The 14,908-nt window shown below is 30.3% G+C and carries 15 protein-coding genes; 9 read left to right on the plus strand and 6 right to left on the minus strand.

The window, feature by feature from the left end; translation table 11 throughout:
* Positions 1-95 precede the first annotated feature (95 nt).
* The 4 genes from prfB to CSUB8523_RS10370 all read left to right on the plus strand — a co-directional run bounded on the left by prfB (position 96) and on the right by CSUB8523_RS10370 (position 4,457).
* Positions 96-1,196: a peptide chain release factor 2 gene (prfB, locus tag CSUB8523_RS01360; RefSeq protein ID WP_039662722.1), complete on the plus strand. Its 1,101-nt coding sequence runs from the start codon at positions 96-98 to the stop codon at positions 1,194-1,196.
* A gap of 19 nt (positions 1,197-1,215) precedes the next feature.
* Positions 1,216-2,052, plus strand: a complete 837-nt coding sequence (locus CSUB8523_RS01365) for a universal stress protein (protein ID WP_043019383.1) — start codon at positions 1,216-1,218, stop codon at positions 2,050-2,052.
* Between the two features lie 397 nt (positions 2,053-2,449).
* Complete coding sequence (locus CSUB8523_RS09710) at positions 2,450-2,620, plus strand: ion channel (RefSeq protein WP_082019357.1); 171 nt, start codon at positions 2,450-2,452, stop codon at positions 2,618-2,620.
* Positions 2,621-2,777: 157 nt separating this feature from the next.
* Positions 2,778-4,457, plus strand: coding sequence for an alpha-2,3-sialyltransferase (locus CSUB8523_RS10370; RefSeq protein ID WP_043019384.1), 1,680 nt, complete (start codon positions 2,778-2,780; stop codon positions 4,455-4,457).
* 32 nt (positions 4,458-4,489) lie between these two features.
* Here the strand turns inward: CSUB8523_RS10370 and CSUB8523_RS01375 are convergent, their stop codons facing one another.
* Positions 4,490-5,524 carry a YeiH family protein gene (locus tag CSUB8523_RS01375; RefSeq protein WP_052243645.1) on the minus strand — a complete coding sequence of 345 codons (1,035 nt, stop codon included), beginning with the start codon at positions 5,522-5,524 and terminating at the stop codon, positions 4,490-4,492.
* A gap of 111 nt (positions 5,525-5,635) precedes the next feature.
* Between CSUB8523_RS01375 and CSUB8523_RS01380 the strand changes: the two genes are divergently transcribed.
* Positions 5,636-6,499: a LysR family transcriptional regulator gene (locus CSUB8523_RS01380; protein WP_039662731.1), complete on the plus strand. Its 864-nt coding sequence runs from the start codon at positions 5,636-5,638 to the stop codon at positions 6,497-6,499.
* Here CSUB8523_RS01380 and murD read toward each other — a convergent pair.
* Together murD and mraY are read right to left on the minus strand one after the other, a co-directional pair.
* On the minus strand, positions 6,491-7,690 hold the full coding sequence (gene murD, locus CSUB8523_RS01385) for a UDP-N-acetylmuramoyl-L-alanine--D-glutamate ligase (protein ID WP_043019385.1): 1,200 nt from the start codon (positions 7,688-7,690) through the stop codon (positions 6,491-6,493). The genes CSUB8523_RS01380 and murD overlap by 9 nt on opposite strands.
* The gene (gene mraY, locus CSUB8523_RS01390) at positions 7,690-8,781 is read right to left on the minus strand and encodes a phospho-N-acetylmuramoyl-pentapeptide-transferase (RefSeq protein ID WP_392389818.1); all 1,092 of its coding nucleotides are present in this window, start codon (positions 8,779-8,781) and stop codon (positions 7,690-7,692) included. Before mraY ends, murD begins: the two co-directional genes overlap by 1 nt.
* 45 nt (positions 8,782-8,826) lie before the next feature.
* Here mraY and gpmI point away from each other — a divergent pair, with 45 nt between their 5' ends.
* Both gpmI and fabG read left to right on the plus strand, forming a co-directional pair.
* Positions 8,827-10,305 (plus strand): 2,3-bisphosphoglycerate-independent phosphoglycerate mutase, encoded by a 1,479-nt coding sequence (gpmI, locus tag CSUB8523_RS01395; protein WP_039662735.1) that lies wholly within the window; start codon positions 8,827-8,829, stop codon positions 10,303-10,305.
* Between the two features lie 15 nt (positions 10,306-10,320).
* The gene (fabG, locus tag CSUB8523_RS01400; RefSeq protein WP_039662737.1) at positions 10,321-11,064 is read left to right on the plus strand and encodes a 3-oxoacyl-ACP reductase FabG; all 744 of its coding nucleotides are present in this window, start codon (positions 10,321-10,323) and stop codon (positions 11,062-11,064) included.
* A gap of 7 nt (positions 11,065-11,071) precedes the next feature.
* Here the strand turns inward: fabG and acpS are convergent, their stop codons facing one another.
* The 3 genes from acpS to CSUB8523_RS01415 all read right to left on the minus strand — a co-directional run bounded on the left by acpS (position 11,072) and on the right by CSUB8523_RS01415 (position 12,680).
* Positions 11,072-11,428, minus strand: a complete 357-nt coding sequence (gene acpS / locus CSUB8523_RS01405) for a holo-ACP synthase (protein WP_039662739.1) — start codon at positions 11,426-11,428, stop codon at positions 11,072-11,074.
* Positions 11,428-11,961, minus strand: a complete 534-nt coding sequence (gene fliL, locus CSUB8523_RS01410; protein WP_392389819.1) for a flagellar basal body-associated protein FliL — start codon at positions 11,959-11,961, stop codon at positions 11,428-11,430. The genes acpS and fliL overlap by 1 nt, the downstream gene beginning before the upstream one ends.
* Before the next feature lie 80 nt (positions 11,962-12,041).
* Complete coding sequence (locus tag CSUB8523_RS01415) at positions 12,042-12,680, minus strand: YheO-like PAS sensor domain-containing protein (protein WP_043019387.1); 639 nt, start codon at positions 12,678-12,680, stop codon at positions 12,042-12,044.
* 240 nt (positions 12,681-12,920) lie between these two features.
* Here CSUB8523_RS01415 and CSUB8523_RS01420 point away from each other — a divergent pair, with 240 nt between their 5' ends.
* Positions 12,921-14,345 (plus strand): catalase, encoded by a 1,425-nt coding sequence (locus CSUB8523_RS01420; protein ID WP_043019388.1) that lies wholly within the window; start codon positions 12,921-12,923, stop codon positions 14,343-14,345.
* 51 nt (positions 14,346-14,396) lie between these two features.
* Positions 14,397-14,867, plus strand: coding sequence for an ankyrin repeat domain-containing protein (locus tag CSUB8523_RS01425; protein WP_043019389.1), 471 nt, complete (start codon positions 14,397-14,399; stop codon positions 14,865-14,867).
* Positions 14,868-14,908: the final 41 nt, after the last annotated feature.

The following is a 14,908-nucleotide window of genomic DNA, read 5'->3' on the forward strand; positions in this document are numbered from 1 at the left end:
GTTGAAAAAGAAATTTAAGCAAAACTAATAATTTCTTTCTAATTTTTGCTAAAATTATAAGATTAAATTATATCAAAATTAGAAAGAAAATTTTTATGGATAATTACGAATACAGTGAACTTTTAAAAAAATTAAAAAACAAAGTTGGAAATATTGCTTCTATTATTAAGCCTGAAGAGATAAAAGCAAGGTTAAAAGAAATAGAAAATTTAGAAAACTCCTCTTCTTTTTGGAGTGATGTAAAGCAAGCAGGAGTTATAGGTAAAGAAAAAACTAAAATTTCAAATTTATTAAAAAACTACGAAAACGCTTTTAATGCTTTAAATGATGCTAGCGAGCTTTTTGATCTTGCTAATAGTGAAAATGACTTAGATACCATAGAAGCTTTATTTGAAGATGCAAATAAACTAGAAGATCTCATTGTAAATCTTGAAATTTCTATGCTTTTAAGTGGAGAAAATGATGGTAAAAATGCCATAGTTTCTATTCATCCTGGAGCAGGTGGGACTGAGAGTAATGACTGGGCTAGCATGCTTTATAGAATGTATTTGAGATTTTGCGAAAGAGAGGGTTTTAAAGTAGAAACACTTGACTTTCAAGAAGGTGAAGAAGCAGGGCTTAAAGATGTAAGCTTTTTAGTAAAAGGCGAAAATGCCTATGGTTATTTAAAAGCTGAAAATGGCATTCATCGTTTGGTAAGAACTTCTCCATTTGATAGTGCAGGGCGTCGCCATACGAGTTTTTCTAGTGTGATGGTTTCACCTGAACTTGATGATGATATAGAAATAGAAATTGAAGAAAAAGATATAAGGATTGATTATTATAGAGCAAGCGGGGCAGGTGGACAGCATGTTAATAAAACTGAATCAGCGGTGCGTATAACTCATATGCCAAGTGGTATAGTAGTGCAGTGCCAAAACGATAGAAGCCAACACAAAAACAAAGCCACAGCCTTTAAAATGCTAAAATCACGCCTTTATGAGCTTGAGCTTATGAAACAACAAGACGAGGCTAATTCAAGCGAAAAAAGTGAGATAGGTTGGGGTCATCAAATCCGCTCTTATGTGCTTTTTCCTTATCAGCAGGTTAAAGATACACGTTCTAATGAAGCATTTTCACAGGTTGATAATATCTTAGATGGAGATATTAAAAAGATTATAGAAGGTGTTTTGATAGCACAAAAAGCACAAGATTAATACTACAAAAGGATATTAAATGGAAAAAATTCTAGTCTGCGTGGATGTTTTAGAGCCTTGTAGGGAAAGTTTGTATTATGGGGTGTATTTAGCTAAAAAGTTAGATTTACCTTTAATGTTTTTATATACCATAGAACCAAATTTTACTAATGCGGAATTAGCTTGTAGTTTTGGCATAGGTGCTAGTGGGTGCGTGATTGAAGATTTGGTAGAAGAGCAAAGCCAAAAGAATGAAAATCTTTGCAAAAAAGGGCAAAGAATTTTAGAAGAATTTTGTGCTTATGCAAAAGAACAAGGTGTAAAAGAATGCTTTAGTGTGCAAAGAGATGGAGACTTAGAAGAAGTTTTAAAAGAATACAATGATCAAATAAGGCTAGCTATAGCAGGTTTAAAAGGCGGAGGTAAGAAAAATAAAATAGGTATTCATACAGAAGAATTAGTAAGAGCTTTAAATGTGCCTATTTTGCTTGTAAATTCTGCTTTTAAAGAGATTAAAAGCGTGATGATGGCTTATGATGGGAGTAATTTGGCTAAAAAGGCCATAGAGCAAGCCATTAAAAGACCTATTTTTAAAGAAGCAAAGCGTTATGTAGTAAATGTTTCTAAAGATGAAAAAGCTTCTTGTGAGTTATTAGCTCAAGTAAGTCAAATTTTTAAAGAAGCAAATTTAAATGTGCAAACTCAGCATTTAAATGGAGAGATTACTCAGGCTTTGTTTGATTTTGGTGAGCAAAATGATATAGATTTGTTGATTATGGGGGCTTATTCACATCACTGGTTAAAAAGTATTTTATTTGGTAGTTTGACAAATGATATTTTAACTAAGGCTAAAAAACCTTTATTACTGATTCGCTAATGTTGCACCATAGACTTTTAATTTATCACAAAAGCACCAAATGATTTCTTTTTATTTGGACTTTGCTTGCTATGGTGTCTTTATTTTGTAGTTTTTATTTGATAAATTTACTATTTATGTAACAAGTAAAATTACTTCTGAAATTTTATTTTTAACTTTAAATATTATTCTTATTATGTGGCTATAGCATTGATGGTTTTTTTGCTTATTAGTATTTAGTAGTAAGATTAATATTAAAAAAAATTTTTATTATTTTATATGTTTATGTTTTGATATGGTTTGTGTATGCGAATTTGTATTATTTTTCTTGTGATGTAGATAATTACAATAGAATGTTAATTGCTACTCAAAAAATAAAAGTCAAGACATTATAAATTTACAAGAAAAAGTTATAGAGGTGCAATTTCAAACCCCTATAAGAGGAATTCATAATTTTTGGTCTTTGGACGATGAGTTAAAACCTCAAATTCAAAATAGAATAAAAGGTTTGGTTGATTGTTATTATTTTAGCGGAGTTACTATGCTTACCATAGGATTTGGCGATGTAACGCCTGTTAGTTTTTATTAAGATTATTTAGTGTATTTCAAGGGTTTTTTAGGGCAAATTATAGTAGTTATAGCTATGGGAATTTGGATTAATAAAATAACAAAATAAAATTATTGTATTTTAGTTTATTAGTTTTATATTTATAGGGCTAATTTGTTAATTAAATTTGAGGTGTGATATGAAAAAATATAATGTTGTTTTGCTTGGTGAAAGTCATTTTTGTTTCAAAGATGGTATAGCGCAAGGATTGTTAAATAAAAATATTGAAGTTTTAAATTTATCATTAGGTGGAACACCAGCTATGCAAAATTTATATGAGTTAGTAAGAAATAAAAAATCATTAAAAAATGCTGATTTAATTATTACTGGATCAAATACTCATGATATTGCACAATACAATACATTAGAACTTTTTACCAAATCGTATCAAGTTATTAATTGGTTTTATAAAGAATTATTCTTTTTAAAAAAGAAAATAGTGTGTTATATTTCTCCTACACCTCAGAAATGGCTTAACAAAGATTGTGTTAAACTAGTAAATAATCTACATAAAAAACTTGCAGTTAAATATGGCTTTAATATTATTGATATTAATCAAATTCATTTAAACAATTTTTATGGTTTGATTCAAAGAGATGAGGCTCATGATTTTGATTTTATTATGAGAGAATTGGGTAAAAATATTGCAAATAATATTCATAACTTTCTTTATCCTAAAAGAGCGGATATGAAAAATGACAATCCAAAATTTTATTTTTACTCCGTAGATAGTATGATAGATGTTGATAATAATATGTTTAAAATAAAAAGCAGTTGGTTATGTTCTGAGAGAGTTTATGAATTAAATAATATAATAAAATTTGATTATAGTGCTGTTGGATTAAATATTCTAGGTTTTCATTTTTGGAATGATAAAGGAGAAAAGAAAATAATTATACAAGATTTTATAAATCATAAAATATATGAAAGAATTTTTAACCATAGCTTTTCTTATTTTTTTGATATGTATGATAGAAAATTTTTAGTGACTAGTAACACAGAAGTTAAGTTAGAATCTAACAAGTTTTTTAATCTTATAGGGTTTCTTTTAGCTTCTCCTGAAGGTAATTATCATACAGAAGAAATTGATTTTGAAGCCCTAGCCAATGAAAACATAGAAATCCCAAAAGAATATGATTTCAATCATTTAATACCTCCAATAGAGTGGTATAAAGAAATAATAGATGAGTATTGTTCTATAATGGATCCAAGAAAACTAGCTCCTTTGCAAACTCAAATCACAAATTTAACTAACGAAAAGCAAAGTCTAATCAATGAAAAAACAAATTTACAAAATCAATTAAGTCAATTTCAAAATACTATAAATTCCCTACCCATAAAAAAACAACAACTTGAAATTTCTAATTTAGAACAAGATTTAATCAATAAAAAACTACAAACAAAACAATTATCAAAAAAACTCGGTGTTAAAATGAATGATTTTATGCCTAAAATAACTATGATTAGCCCAAGCTCAGCCAAAGCAAGAATTCAAAACCAACTTTCTTATAAACTAGGTCAAGCTATGATAGTTAATTCTAAATCTATACTAGGTTATATAAGAATGCCTTTTGTGCTATCATATATATATGATAGATATAAACAAGAACAAAAAATCTATCAAGAAAAAATAAAAAAAGATCCCTCATTAGCATTACCCCCATTAGAAAGCTATCCTGATTATAAAGAAGCTTTAAAAGAAAAAGAATGTTTAACTTATAAACTAGGAGAGGCTCTTATACAAGCTAATAAAACTTGGTATGGGGGGGGGTATATCAAATTGCTATTTGAGATTAGGAAGTTGAAAAAAATGGTTTAAGAATAGATAATTTCCTAGAAAAAACTAGGAGATCACATAAGAAATTTTACAAGAATAATATTTGAAAATATAAGCCATATAAAAAGCATAAATGCCATTAAAAATGGTTTAAAACCCGCATTTTTTAAAACATTTTTATGGATATTCACTCCTAAAGCTACTATAGCCATGGAAAGTAAAAGGGTGTCTAAGGTTTGTATGCTTGGCTTGATATAGTCTAATGCAAAATTAGTGTTGAGTATTTCAAGCGAGCTAATTCCACATGCTACTAAAAACCATAAGGCAAAATAAGGAATATTTGACCTAATTGAAATTTTATTGTCGTTTTTGCTCAAAAATTTTACAGAAAAAAGAGTTAAAAAAAGTAAAAACGGCACCAGCATTAAAACACGCATCATTTTTTCTATCACTGTGCCATTGCCTGCTTGTATTGCCTCACCTGCTGCAACTGCATGAGCGACTTCATGTAAACTTGCTCCCATAAAATAACCCATTTGTTTTAGACTAAAAAAATCAAACCAGTCCAAATTCCAAGCCAAAGGGTATAAAAACATTCCTAGTGTTCCAAAAACCACCACAGTACAAATTGCCACACCAACTTTAGCAGGCCCACCCTTAACTACGCTTTCGCTCGCCATTATAGCTGCTGCCCCGCAAATACTAGATCCACTACTAATGAGTATGCTTTCTTTGAGATCAAGTCCGAGTAGTTTTCCTAGAAAAAGTCCTATAAAAAAAGTAGAAAATACTACTAAAAATGCAAGTAAAATGCCATTTATCCCAACTATTTCTAGATCATAGAAAGTAATTCTAAAACCATAAAGTATGATCCCAAGTCTTAAAATTTCTTTAGTAGCAATTTGAATAACACCTGATTTTTTAAGCAAATTAGCATTTTGATGTGCTAAGTTGCCTATTAAAGCCCCTAAACATACAGCTATAATCAAAGCCGAAATTCCAAGATTTTTAAAAACACTAAGTTCAGAAATAGCATAAGAACAAAAAGCTAAAGTAAAAAGTAGCAAAAATGCTTCAAATTTTCTATTTTTATATATATTTTTATGCATTGGTTTCCTTTTTTTTGTGATCGTTTATGCAATTTTATTGTCTTTTTAATGATAAGTAAAATTAATTTTATTTGATATAATGATATAAATAATTTATCAAAAAGAGCGCAAATGACTTTAAAGCAGATAAGGTATTTTCAAGCCTTGTGTCATAATTTAAATTTAAGATCATGTGCCAAAGAATTAAACATAACTCAATCAGCATTGTCTTTAGCGATTTCAGAACTTGAGAAAAGCTTAAATACTCTTTTGTTTGATAGAAATGCTAAATTTTTTAGTTTAAATGAAAAAGGTAGATTGTTTTTAAAGCAAGTAGAACCTTTGATGTTAGAGTTAGAACGCATAGAAAAATCCATGCAAAATGATCAAAGTTATGAGTTAAATTTAAAGGTTAGTCAAAATGTTGGCACGTATTTACTCGGTAGTTTTTTAGACCAAAAAACCGAAAATATTAAGCTTATTTTATCTTTGGACAATACCAAAAACATTATCAAAGCAGTTTTAGATAAAGAGGTGGATATAGGTTTGATTGAGGGAATTTGCAAAGATAAAGACATAAAAAAGATTAAAATTTGTGATGATGAGCTTATTGTTGTGAGTAATAAAGATCTAAAAAAAGCTTTTTTCATAGATGAGCTTAGTTCTTTTAAATGGCTAACACGTGAGCATGGTTCGGGTGCAAAAGAAGTTTTTATGAGTGCTTTGCCAAAAGATGTAAGATTAAATATCGCTTATGAGCTTAATTCTACGGCTATGATTAAAGAACTTGTAAAGCATGGCGATTTTTTGGCGGTTTTACCGCAATTTAGTGTCAAAGAAGAGCTTGAAAATAAAAAGTTATTTCAAGTGAGATTGAAAAATTTTAAAATTTCAAGAGAACTTTGTTTGATTTATCACAAAAGCAAAAAGCCTAATGAAAATTTTAGTAAATTATGCGAGTTTTTAAAGTTTTGCATCCAAAAAGATCTAGTTTAAATCTTGAATGCATTGCTTAAAAACTTCACCTCTTTCTTCATAAGATTTAAACTGATCCAAACTTGCGCAAGCAGGACTTAGCAGGGCTACTTCATCGTGAGTTAGACTCAGGTGGATTTTTTTCACAGCTTGAGCTAAAATCTCACAAGAATGCGCTTTTAGGTTAGCATTTGTTGCATAATCAAGTATTTTTTGGGTACTTTTTCCTATGGCGTAAAGTTCTATATCTAGACTTTTCATAAAAACAAATAAAGCACTTAGATCTACGCCTTTATCATCTCCGCCTAGGATAAGATGAATTTTTTTATCCTTATAGCGTTTGAGAGCAGCTAAACTAGCATCCAGATTAGTCGCTTTAGTATCATTTACCCAAAGTCTATTTTTATGATCAAATATTTCTTCAAGTTTATTTTTTTCTATTTTAAACTCATTTAAAAGCTCATAAGAACAGCGGTCTAAAATGATCTTTTCTATACTTAAAGCTATTAGTGCATCAAGTAAAAATGGCGTTTTAAAATGAATTTTTTCTAAGTCAATTTGCATTTTTTTAGCTAAATCTTGCTCATCTTCATAGCTTATAACATAAGTATGGGTTGGATAAGTTTCGTATTTTTTGGGTAAAATTGCTACATCGTTTTCATTCATTCTATCAAGTACGCTAAGTTTTGCTTGCTCGTAATCTTCAAAGCTTTTATGCCAAGAAAGATGATCGGGTGTAATAGGCAAAAGCGCATAAATTTCAGGTTTGGCTACTTTGGTATAAAAAAGCGAAAAAGAAGAACTTTCCAAAATCCATAATTTAGCATTGGTATCCATTTGTGCTAAAGGAGTTCCTATGTTTGCTCCCATTTGTGCATTGATGTGTTTTAAAAGTTGGTGAGCCATTTGCGTGGTAGTGGTTTTACCATTTGTTCCGCTAATCCAAACACTTTTTGGCATAGCATCATAAAAAAAATCATATTCACTGCTTAAATTTTTTGCTTGCTGTATAAGAAAATGATCATTTGGAAAGCCAGGACTTGGAATTTCTAAGTCACTTTTAGAGGGGTTAAAGTTGCAAGGTGGTAAAAGAGTATTGCCAAATTCATCTTTGCTAATACTTGTAAAATGGTCATCATAAATATCGCAGTTTCCAAAACATTGTGCAAAAGCTTTGGTGGTTTTTCCGTAGCCAAAAAGTGAAATTTTCATTATCTTAACTTTATACTAATTAATGCGATGATATTTGCAAGTAAGGCTATCATCCAAAAACGCACGATGATTTTATTTTCCACCCAACCTATTTTTTCAAAATGATGATGAATAGGTGCCATTTTAAATACTCTTTTGTTAAAAATTTTAAAACTTCCTACTTGTAAAATTACTGAAATGGTTTCTAAAACAAAAACAAATCCTATGAGTAAAAGTAAAATTTCATTTTTACTTACTATGCCAAGATAGCCTAAAAACGCTCCTATACTTAAACTCCCACTATCTCCCATAAAAACTTGTGCAGGATAGCAGTTATACCATAAAAATCCCATAAGCGCACCAACTAAAGCCGCACTTAATACTACAAGCTCTCCTAAGCCTTGAATTTTGGGTAAAAATAAATAAGAACTATAAATAGCATTCCCGCTTAAATACAAAAAAGCCCCAAGACTTAAAAGAGAAAATATGGAAGGCACAGTTGCAAGACCATCGAGTCCATCGGTTAAATTTACAGCATTAGAGCTAGATACAATAACTAAAACCCATAAAAATAACATAAATATTCCACCATCAAAAACAGGATACTTGTAAAATGGCAGATAAAATTCAGTGTTAATATTGAAAAAATATAATAGTGCAATACAAATAAAAGCTGCACTAAATTGCCCTAAAAGCTTCATTTTAGGACTTAATCCCGCATGATTGTCTTTTTTTAAAATCTTACCCAAATCATCTACTAAGCCTATGGCACAAAATAATACCAAACATAATAAGCCAACAATTATAAAAGTATTGTTTAAATCAGCGCTTAAAACACTAGCCACAATGGTTGCAAAAATAAAGACAAGTCCACCCATAGTAGGAGTGTGAGATTTGGCTTGGTGTGATTGTGGGGCGTATTCATAGATAGGTTGGTTTGCTTTTTTATTTTGTGCCCATTTAATAAATTTTGGCATTAAATATAAACTCAAAAATAAAGCGATAAAAAATGCAAAACCAGCACGCACGCTAATATAAGAAAAAAACATATAATTTGTATATTCTGTAAGATAAAGCAAAATTTTAACCTTATATTTGTTTTTTAAAAGCATAATTTTAGTAAAATCACATAAATAAATTATAAAAAAGAGTGAAAAATGAGTCAAAAATGCATTTTAATCATCACTGATGGTATAGGACATAATACAAATTCCAATTATAATGCTTTTTTTCATGCTAAAAAGCCAACTTATGATAAGCTTTTTGAAAATACTCCTAATGTTTTGATAAAAACAAGTGGTTTGGCTGTTGGCTTGCCAGAAGATCAAATGGGAAATAGCGAAGTAGGGCATATGTGTATAGGCAGTGGAAGAATAATTTATCAAAATTTAGTAAAAATAAATAAAGCCATAGAAAATGATACTTTAAAAGATAATAAAGCCTTAAAAGAATTATTGCAAAAATGTAAAAGAGTGCATGTCGTAGGGCTTTATAGTGATGGTGGGGTGCATTCTATGCATACGCATTTTAATGCGCTATTAAAAATTTGCAAATCTGCCAGCAAAGATGTTTTTGTGCATGCGATTAGTGATGGTAGAGATTGTCCGCCAAATTCCGCTTTAGAATTTATCAAATCTTTACAAGAATTTTGCGAAAAAGAAGAAATTAATTTTGCTTCTTTATCGGGAAGATTTTATGCTATGGATAGAGATAAGCGTTATGATAGAGTTAAATCTTATTATGATGCTTTATTTGCTAAGGCACCAAAGTGTGATGATTTTGTGCAATTTATACAAAAAAGTTATGATGAAAATATCACAGATGAGTTTTTAACCCCAGTTGTTAGCCAAAACTTTGATGGGATCAAAGCAGAAGATGGGGTGATTTTTATTAATTTTAGAAACGATAGAATGCGTCAATTGGTTGCTTCTTTAACCCAAGAAGGTTTTGATGAATTTCCAAAAGAAGTACTTATAAAAAATGCCATTACCATGAGTTTATATGATGAGAGTTTTAAACTACCTGTGATGTTTGAAAAAGAAGAATTAAACAATACTTTAGCTTCTGTAATAGCTAATGCAAATTTAAGTCAACTTCACACAGCCGAAACGGAAAAATATGCCCATGTGACCTTTTTCTTTAATGGGGGAAAAGAAGAGTTAGAGTGCAATGAAACAAGAGTTTTAATCCCAAGTCCTAAGGTAAAAACATATGATGAAAAACCTCAAATGAGTGCTAAAGAAGTCGCAAATGAGGTGGTTAAGGGTATAGAAAATGGTATAGATTTTATCATAGTCAATTTTGCAAATGGCGATATGGTAGGACACACGGGTGATTTTGAAGCTGCGATTAGTGCGGTTGAATGCGTGGATGAATGTTTAGGTAGGGTTATTGCAAAAGCAAGAGAGCATGGTTATGCTTTTATCATCACTTCAGATCATGGAAATTGTGAAGCGATGAGAGATGAAAATGAAAATATACTCACTAATCACACTACCTTTGATGTTTTTGCTTTTGTGGAAGCTAACGGGGTGGAAAAGTTAAAAGAAGGCATGGGGCTTAGTAATATAGCACCAAGCGTGCTTAAAATTTTAAATTTACCTATCCCAAAAGAAATGGATGAGGCTTTATTTTAATTTTAAAGGAGAATAATGAAATTTAGTGGAAAAAATGTTTTAATAACAGGTGCAAGCAAGGGTATAGGTGCGGCGATTGCCAAGGAATTAGCAAGTAATGGTTTAAAAGTTTGGATTAATTATAGAAGTAAGCCTGAACTTGCTGATGCACTAAAAGAAGAGATAGAAAAAAGTGGCGGCAGTGCAGCTGTGATTAAATTTGATGCAAGTGTTGAAGAAGAGTTTATCGGCGCTATTGCAACTATTGTAGAAAGTGATGGTGAGCTTAGTTATTTAGTTAATAATGCAGGTATTACTAATGATAAATTAGCCCTTAGAATGAGCATGGAGGATTTTTCATCAGTAATTAATGCAAATTTAAATTCAAGCTTTTTAGGTTGTAGAGAGGCGTTAAAAACTATGAGTAAAAAGCGTTTTGGTGCGGTTGTAAACATCGCTTCTATAGTAGGAGAAATGGGAAATGCCGGCCAAACTAACTATAGTGCTAGTAAAGGTGGTATGATAGCATTAACTAAATCTTTTGCTAAAGAGGGTGCAGCAAGAAATATAAGATATAACTGCATTACTCCAGGTTTTATAAAAAGTGATATGACAGAAGTTTTGAGTGATGAAATCAAACAAAATTATATTAGCAATATCCCTTTAAAGCGTTTTGCTGATGCAAGTGAAGTTGCACAAGCTGTGGCGTTTTTATTGAGTGATCATTCATCTTACATCACAGGAGAAATTTTAAAAGTTAATGGTGGACTTTATATGTAAGCAAGGTTTAACCTTGCTTGGTTTCTATAGCAACTACTGCTATAGCAAAACCACCATCATGTGCTACGCTTACACTAGTTGATTTGATTTTAAATTCTTGCATTACTTTTTGAGAAAAGCAAACATGAGGAGCATTTTTATCATCTTTGGAAATGATGATATCAAAAAAAGAACATTCTTTAGAAATCCCAACTCCCAAAGCTTTAGAAGCAGCTTCTTTGATAGCCCAAAATCCTGCTATGGTGTTGGTGCTTTTGATATAGCTTTGCTCTTGCTTGGATAAAAATTTATCCAAGAAAAGCGTTTTGTGTCTTTCATAAATTTTTTTTATGCGAGAGCATACGACGATATCACAGCCTATCATTAAGAAACTACAAAGTCGGTAAAATAGATATTTTTGATAAAACCATCGGTTAAAATCTCATTGATTTTGGCGGTTAATTCATCTTTTAATCTTTCTTTGCCTTTGGTTGTGCTTACTTCTTCAAAGGTTTTTGAAGTCAGCGTTCTAATGATAATATCTCTAATAATAGCAACTTTTTTGTCTAATTCAGGAGTTAGAGTCTCGACATTTTGTTCAAGTTGAATGGTGCATTTTACATATCTTGATCCGCCATCACTTAATAAATTTAAAGTAAAAGGCGCTAAAGGATACATCACTCCGATGTTAGAATAATCACTCCCTCTTGTTGCTACTGCATTAGTTTTTTTAGGAGCTTGTGCAACTTGTGTGCTTTTTTCAGTTTGCGGGGTAGGATTTTCTTCAGAGCCACTACTAAACATTAGATAAGCAATTGCACCTACAATCACAAGTAAAAAGACAAATAAAAATACAACGATAATAATTACTAAGGTATTGCCACCTTTTTTCTTTGATTCGCCTTGTTCATCTATCATATCATCAGCCATATTTTTCCTTTTGTTAAGATTATTAAAGCGTTATTGTATCAAAAATTATTTTTTTTGAAAAATTACCCTTATTTGATTTTTTGCAAATGTCTATAAACACTAGGTTCTGAAATACTTAAAATATCAGCAACTTTAGGGATAACCCCTTTGACATTAAACACTCCTTTTTCATACAAACTTGCAATGATTTTTTGCTTTTCTTTGGGTTTTAAGCTTTTATTTTTAAATGTTTCTATGTCTACACCTGAGATATCTTCGATAATTTCTTCCAAGTTAAGCTTGATATATTCTTTGTTTTCTTGTTCTAGATTTTCATAAGAGTTGTCGTAGATATTGCCAAGATTTAAAATTTCATCAGAAATTTTTTTAAACGCAGAGGTGTCGTGGTTGATACAAAGTAAGCCTTCAAGTTTTTCATCTTTTTTGATAAAAAATGTTGATCCTGACATCACTTGTGAACTTTTAGCTGAAGTTTTATAGTGTGTGATGTAATCGCGCTCAAGGTAAATTTTATTCTTGATCATCTCGATAGCAAAGCCTGTAAGAGGTGAATTTATAGTTCTTTTACTGATGTGATTATTGGCGATTTCTGCTATGTTGGTTCCATCTTCACTTACATCGTGTAAGACTATTTCGTAGTTTCTTCCTAAAGCTTCTGCAAGAAATTTCACTAATTTAATATAGTAAGTTCTTGTTTCTTTGTCCATGAGTTCCCCTTTTTTTTGTGTCGATTTTGTAGTAAAAATATTAAAATAAGAGTACTTTTCTTATTTTTTAACAATTTTAATACAAAATAAAAATATTTATGCTTAAAAAAAGATTATTTTTTGAAAAATAATAATTTTACAATCATTTTTTATTTTCTTACGAATTTTATTTTATTTTAATATTTAGATAATATAATTTATCAAATAATAAAAATTATTATTTATATAAAAGGAGAAAAAATGAGAAAACTAACTAATGATTTTGGAAATATTGTCGCCGATAATCAAAATTCATTAAGTGCGGGTGCTAAAGGCCCGCTTTTAATGCAAGATTATATTTTGCTTGAAAAGCTTGCTCGTCAAAACAGAGAAAGAATTCCAGAAAGAACTGTTCATGCAAAAGGGAGCGGTGCTTATGGGGAGCTTAAAATCACTAAAGATATTTCTCAATACACCAAGGCAAAAGTTTTACAGCTTGGAGAAAATACACCTTTATTTATAAGATTTTCAACCGTTGCAGGCGAAGCAGGTGCAGCTGATGCAGAAAGAGATGTAAGAGGTTTTGCTATTAAATTTTATACTAAAGAAGGAAATTGGGATTTAGTAGGTAATAATACTCCAACATTTTTTATAAGAGATGCATATAAATTTCCTGATTTTATCCACACTCAAAAAAGAGATCCAAGAACTCATTTAAGAAGCAATAATGCTGCATGGGATTTTTGGAGCCTTTGTCCTGAAAGCTTACATCAAGTTACTATTTTAATGAGTGATAGAGGAATTCCTGCAAGCTATCGTCATATGCATGGTTTTGGAAGTCACACTTATAGTTTGATTAATGATAAAAACGAAAGATTTTGGGTGAAATTTCATTTTAAAACAAAGCAGGGTATTAAAAATTTAACCAACGAAGAAGCGGCAAATTTAATAGCAAATGATAGAGAAAGTCATCAAAGAGATTTATATGAGACTATTGAAAAAGGAGATTTTCCAAAATGGACTTTCCAAATTCAAGTTTTAAAAGAAGATGAAGCAGAAAAATTAGGTTTTAATCCTTTTGATTTAACTAAAGTTTGGCCACATAGTATTGTGCCTTTAATTGAAATAGGTGAATTAGTACTTAATAAAAATGTGCAAAATTACTTTAATGAAGTAGAACAAGCTGCATTTAGTCCAAGCAATATTGTTCCTGGTGTTGGTTTTAGTCCTGATAAAATGTTGCAAGCTAGAATTTTTTCTTATCCTGATGCACATAGATATCGCATAGGGACAAATTATCATTTATTACCAGTTAATCGTGCAAAAAGTGAAGTAAATACTTATAATGTAGCAGGTGCTATGAATTTTGACACTTACAAAAATGGCCTTGCTTATTATGAGCCAAATAGTTATGATGATAGCCCAAAAGAAGATAAAAATTACCTAGAGCCTGACTTAGCACTTGAAGGTAATGCGCAAAGATATGCTCCACTTGATAATGATTTTTACACCCAACCAAGAGCCTTGTTTGATATAATGAATCAAGATCAAAAAGAGCAATTATTTAAAAATATTGCTGCTTCTATGAGTGGGGTTGATGAAAAAATTATACAAAGAGCATTAAGTCATTTTGAAAAAATTTCAAGTGAATATGCAAATGGCGTTAAAAAAGCTTTGAAAATGTAATTTTTACTTGCCACTTTAAAAGTGGCAAACTAAAGATTATAAAGGAAAAATATGTTTAGCAATGAAGAAGAAAAAAGAATTCAAGAGCTTTGCGCTATGGCTTTTGATTTTGCAAGAAAAAATGATGTAGAAAATTTAAAGATTATGATAGAAGCAGGTTTGAGTGTGAATTTAAAAAATCATAAAGGCGATAGTCTTTTAATGCTTGCAAGTTATCATAATGCTTATGAATGTGCAAAGTTTTTACTAGAAAATGGTGCGAGTGTAGATGAGAAAAATGATAGAGGGCAAACTCCATTAGCAGGGGTGTGTTTTAAAGGATATTTACCTATGTGTAAGCTTTTGGTAGAACATGGAGCAAATATTGATGAAAATAATGGTCTTGGTATGACACCTTTTACTTTTGCGTTGATGTTTGGGCATAGAGATATAGTAGAGTTTTTAACAAAGCATTCTAAAAAAAGTTTTCTTAAAAAAATAGCTTTTAGTGTATTAAAAATTTTCAAAAAATTCTATTATTAAATTATAAATTTTTAAAATTTTTTATTATAGAAATAAAATTT

Origin of the sequence: Campylobacter subantarcticus LMG 24377 (assembly GCF_000816305.1) — a bacterium.
Lineage (GTDB): Bacteria > Campylobacterota > Campylobacteria > Campylobacterales > Campylobacteraceae > Campylobacter_D > Campylobacter_D subantarcticus.

Excerpts from the sequence above, each read along its gene's own strand:
- prfB (WP_039662722.1), top strand. The coding sequence starts at position 96 with ATGGATAATTACGAATACAGTGAACTTTTAAAAAAATTAAAAAACAAA.
- CSUB8523_RS01365 (WP_043019383.1), top strand. The coding sequence starts at position 1,216 with ATGGAAAAAATTCTAGTCTGCGTGGATGTTTTAGAGCCTTGTAGGGAA.
- CSUB8523_RS10370 (WP_043019384.1), top strand. The coding sequence starts at position 2,778 with ATGAAAAAATATAATGTTGTTTTGCTTGGTGAAAGTCATTTTTGTTTC.
- CSUB8523_RS01375 (WP_052243645.1), bottom strand. The coding sequence starts at position 5,524 with ATGCATAAAAATATATATAAAAATAGAAAATTTGAAGCATTTTTGCTA.
- CSUB8523_RS01380 (WP_039662731.1), top strand. The coding sequence starts at position 5,636 with ATGACTTTAAAGCAGATAAGGTATTTTCAAGCCTTGTGTCATAATTTA.
- murD (WP_043019385.1), bottom strand. The coding sequence starts at position 7,690 with ATGAAAATTTCACTTTTTGGCTACGGAAAAACCACCAAAGCTTTTGCA.
- mraY (WP_392389818.1), bottom strand. The coding sequence starts at position 8,781 with ATGCTTTTAAAAAACAAATATAAGGTTAAAATTTTGCTTTATCTTACA.
- gpmI (WP_039662735.1), top strand. The coding sequence starts at position 8,827 with ATGAGTCAAAAATGCATTTTAATCATCACTGATGGTATAGGACATAAT.
- fabG (WP_039662737.1), top strand. The coding sequence starts at position 10,321 with ATGAAATTTAGTGGAAAAAATGTTTTAATAACAGGTGCAAGCAAGGGT.
- acpS (WP_039662739.1), bottom strand. The coding sequence starts at position 11,428 with ATGATAGGCTGTGATATCGTCGTATGCTCTCGCATAAAAAAAATTTAT.
- fliL (WP_392389819.1), bottom strand. The coding sequence starts at position 11,961 with ATGATAGATGAACAAGGCGAATCAAAGAAAAAAGGTGGCAATACCTTA.
- CSUB8523_RS01415 (WP_043019387.1), bottom strand. The coding sequence starts at position 12,680 with ATGGACAAAGAAACAAGAACTTACTATATTAAATTAGTGAAATTTCTT.
- CSUB8523_RS01420 (WP_043019388.1), top strand. The coding sequence starts at position 12,921 with ATGAGAAAACTAACTAATGATTTTGGAAATATTGTCGCCGATAATCAA.
- CSUB8523_RS01425 (WP_043019389.1), top strand. The coding sequence starts at position 14,397 with ATGTTTAGCAATGAAGAAGAAAAAAGAATTCAAGAGCTTTGCGCTATG.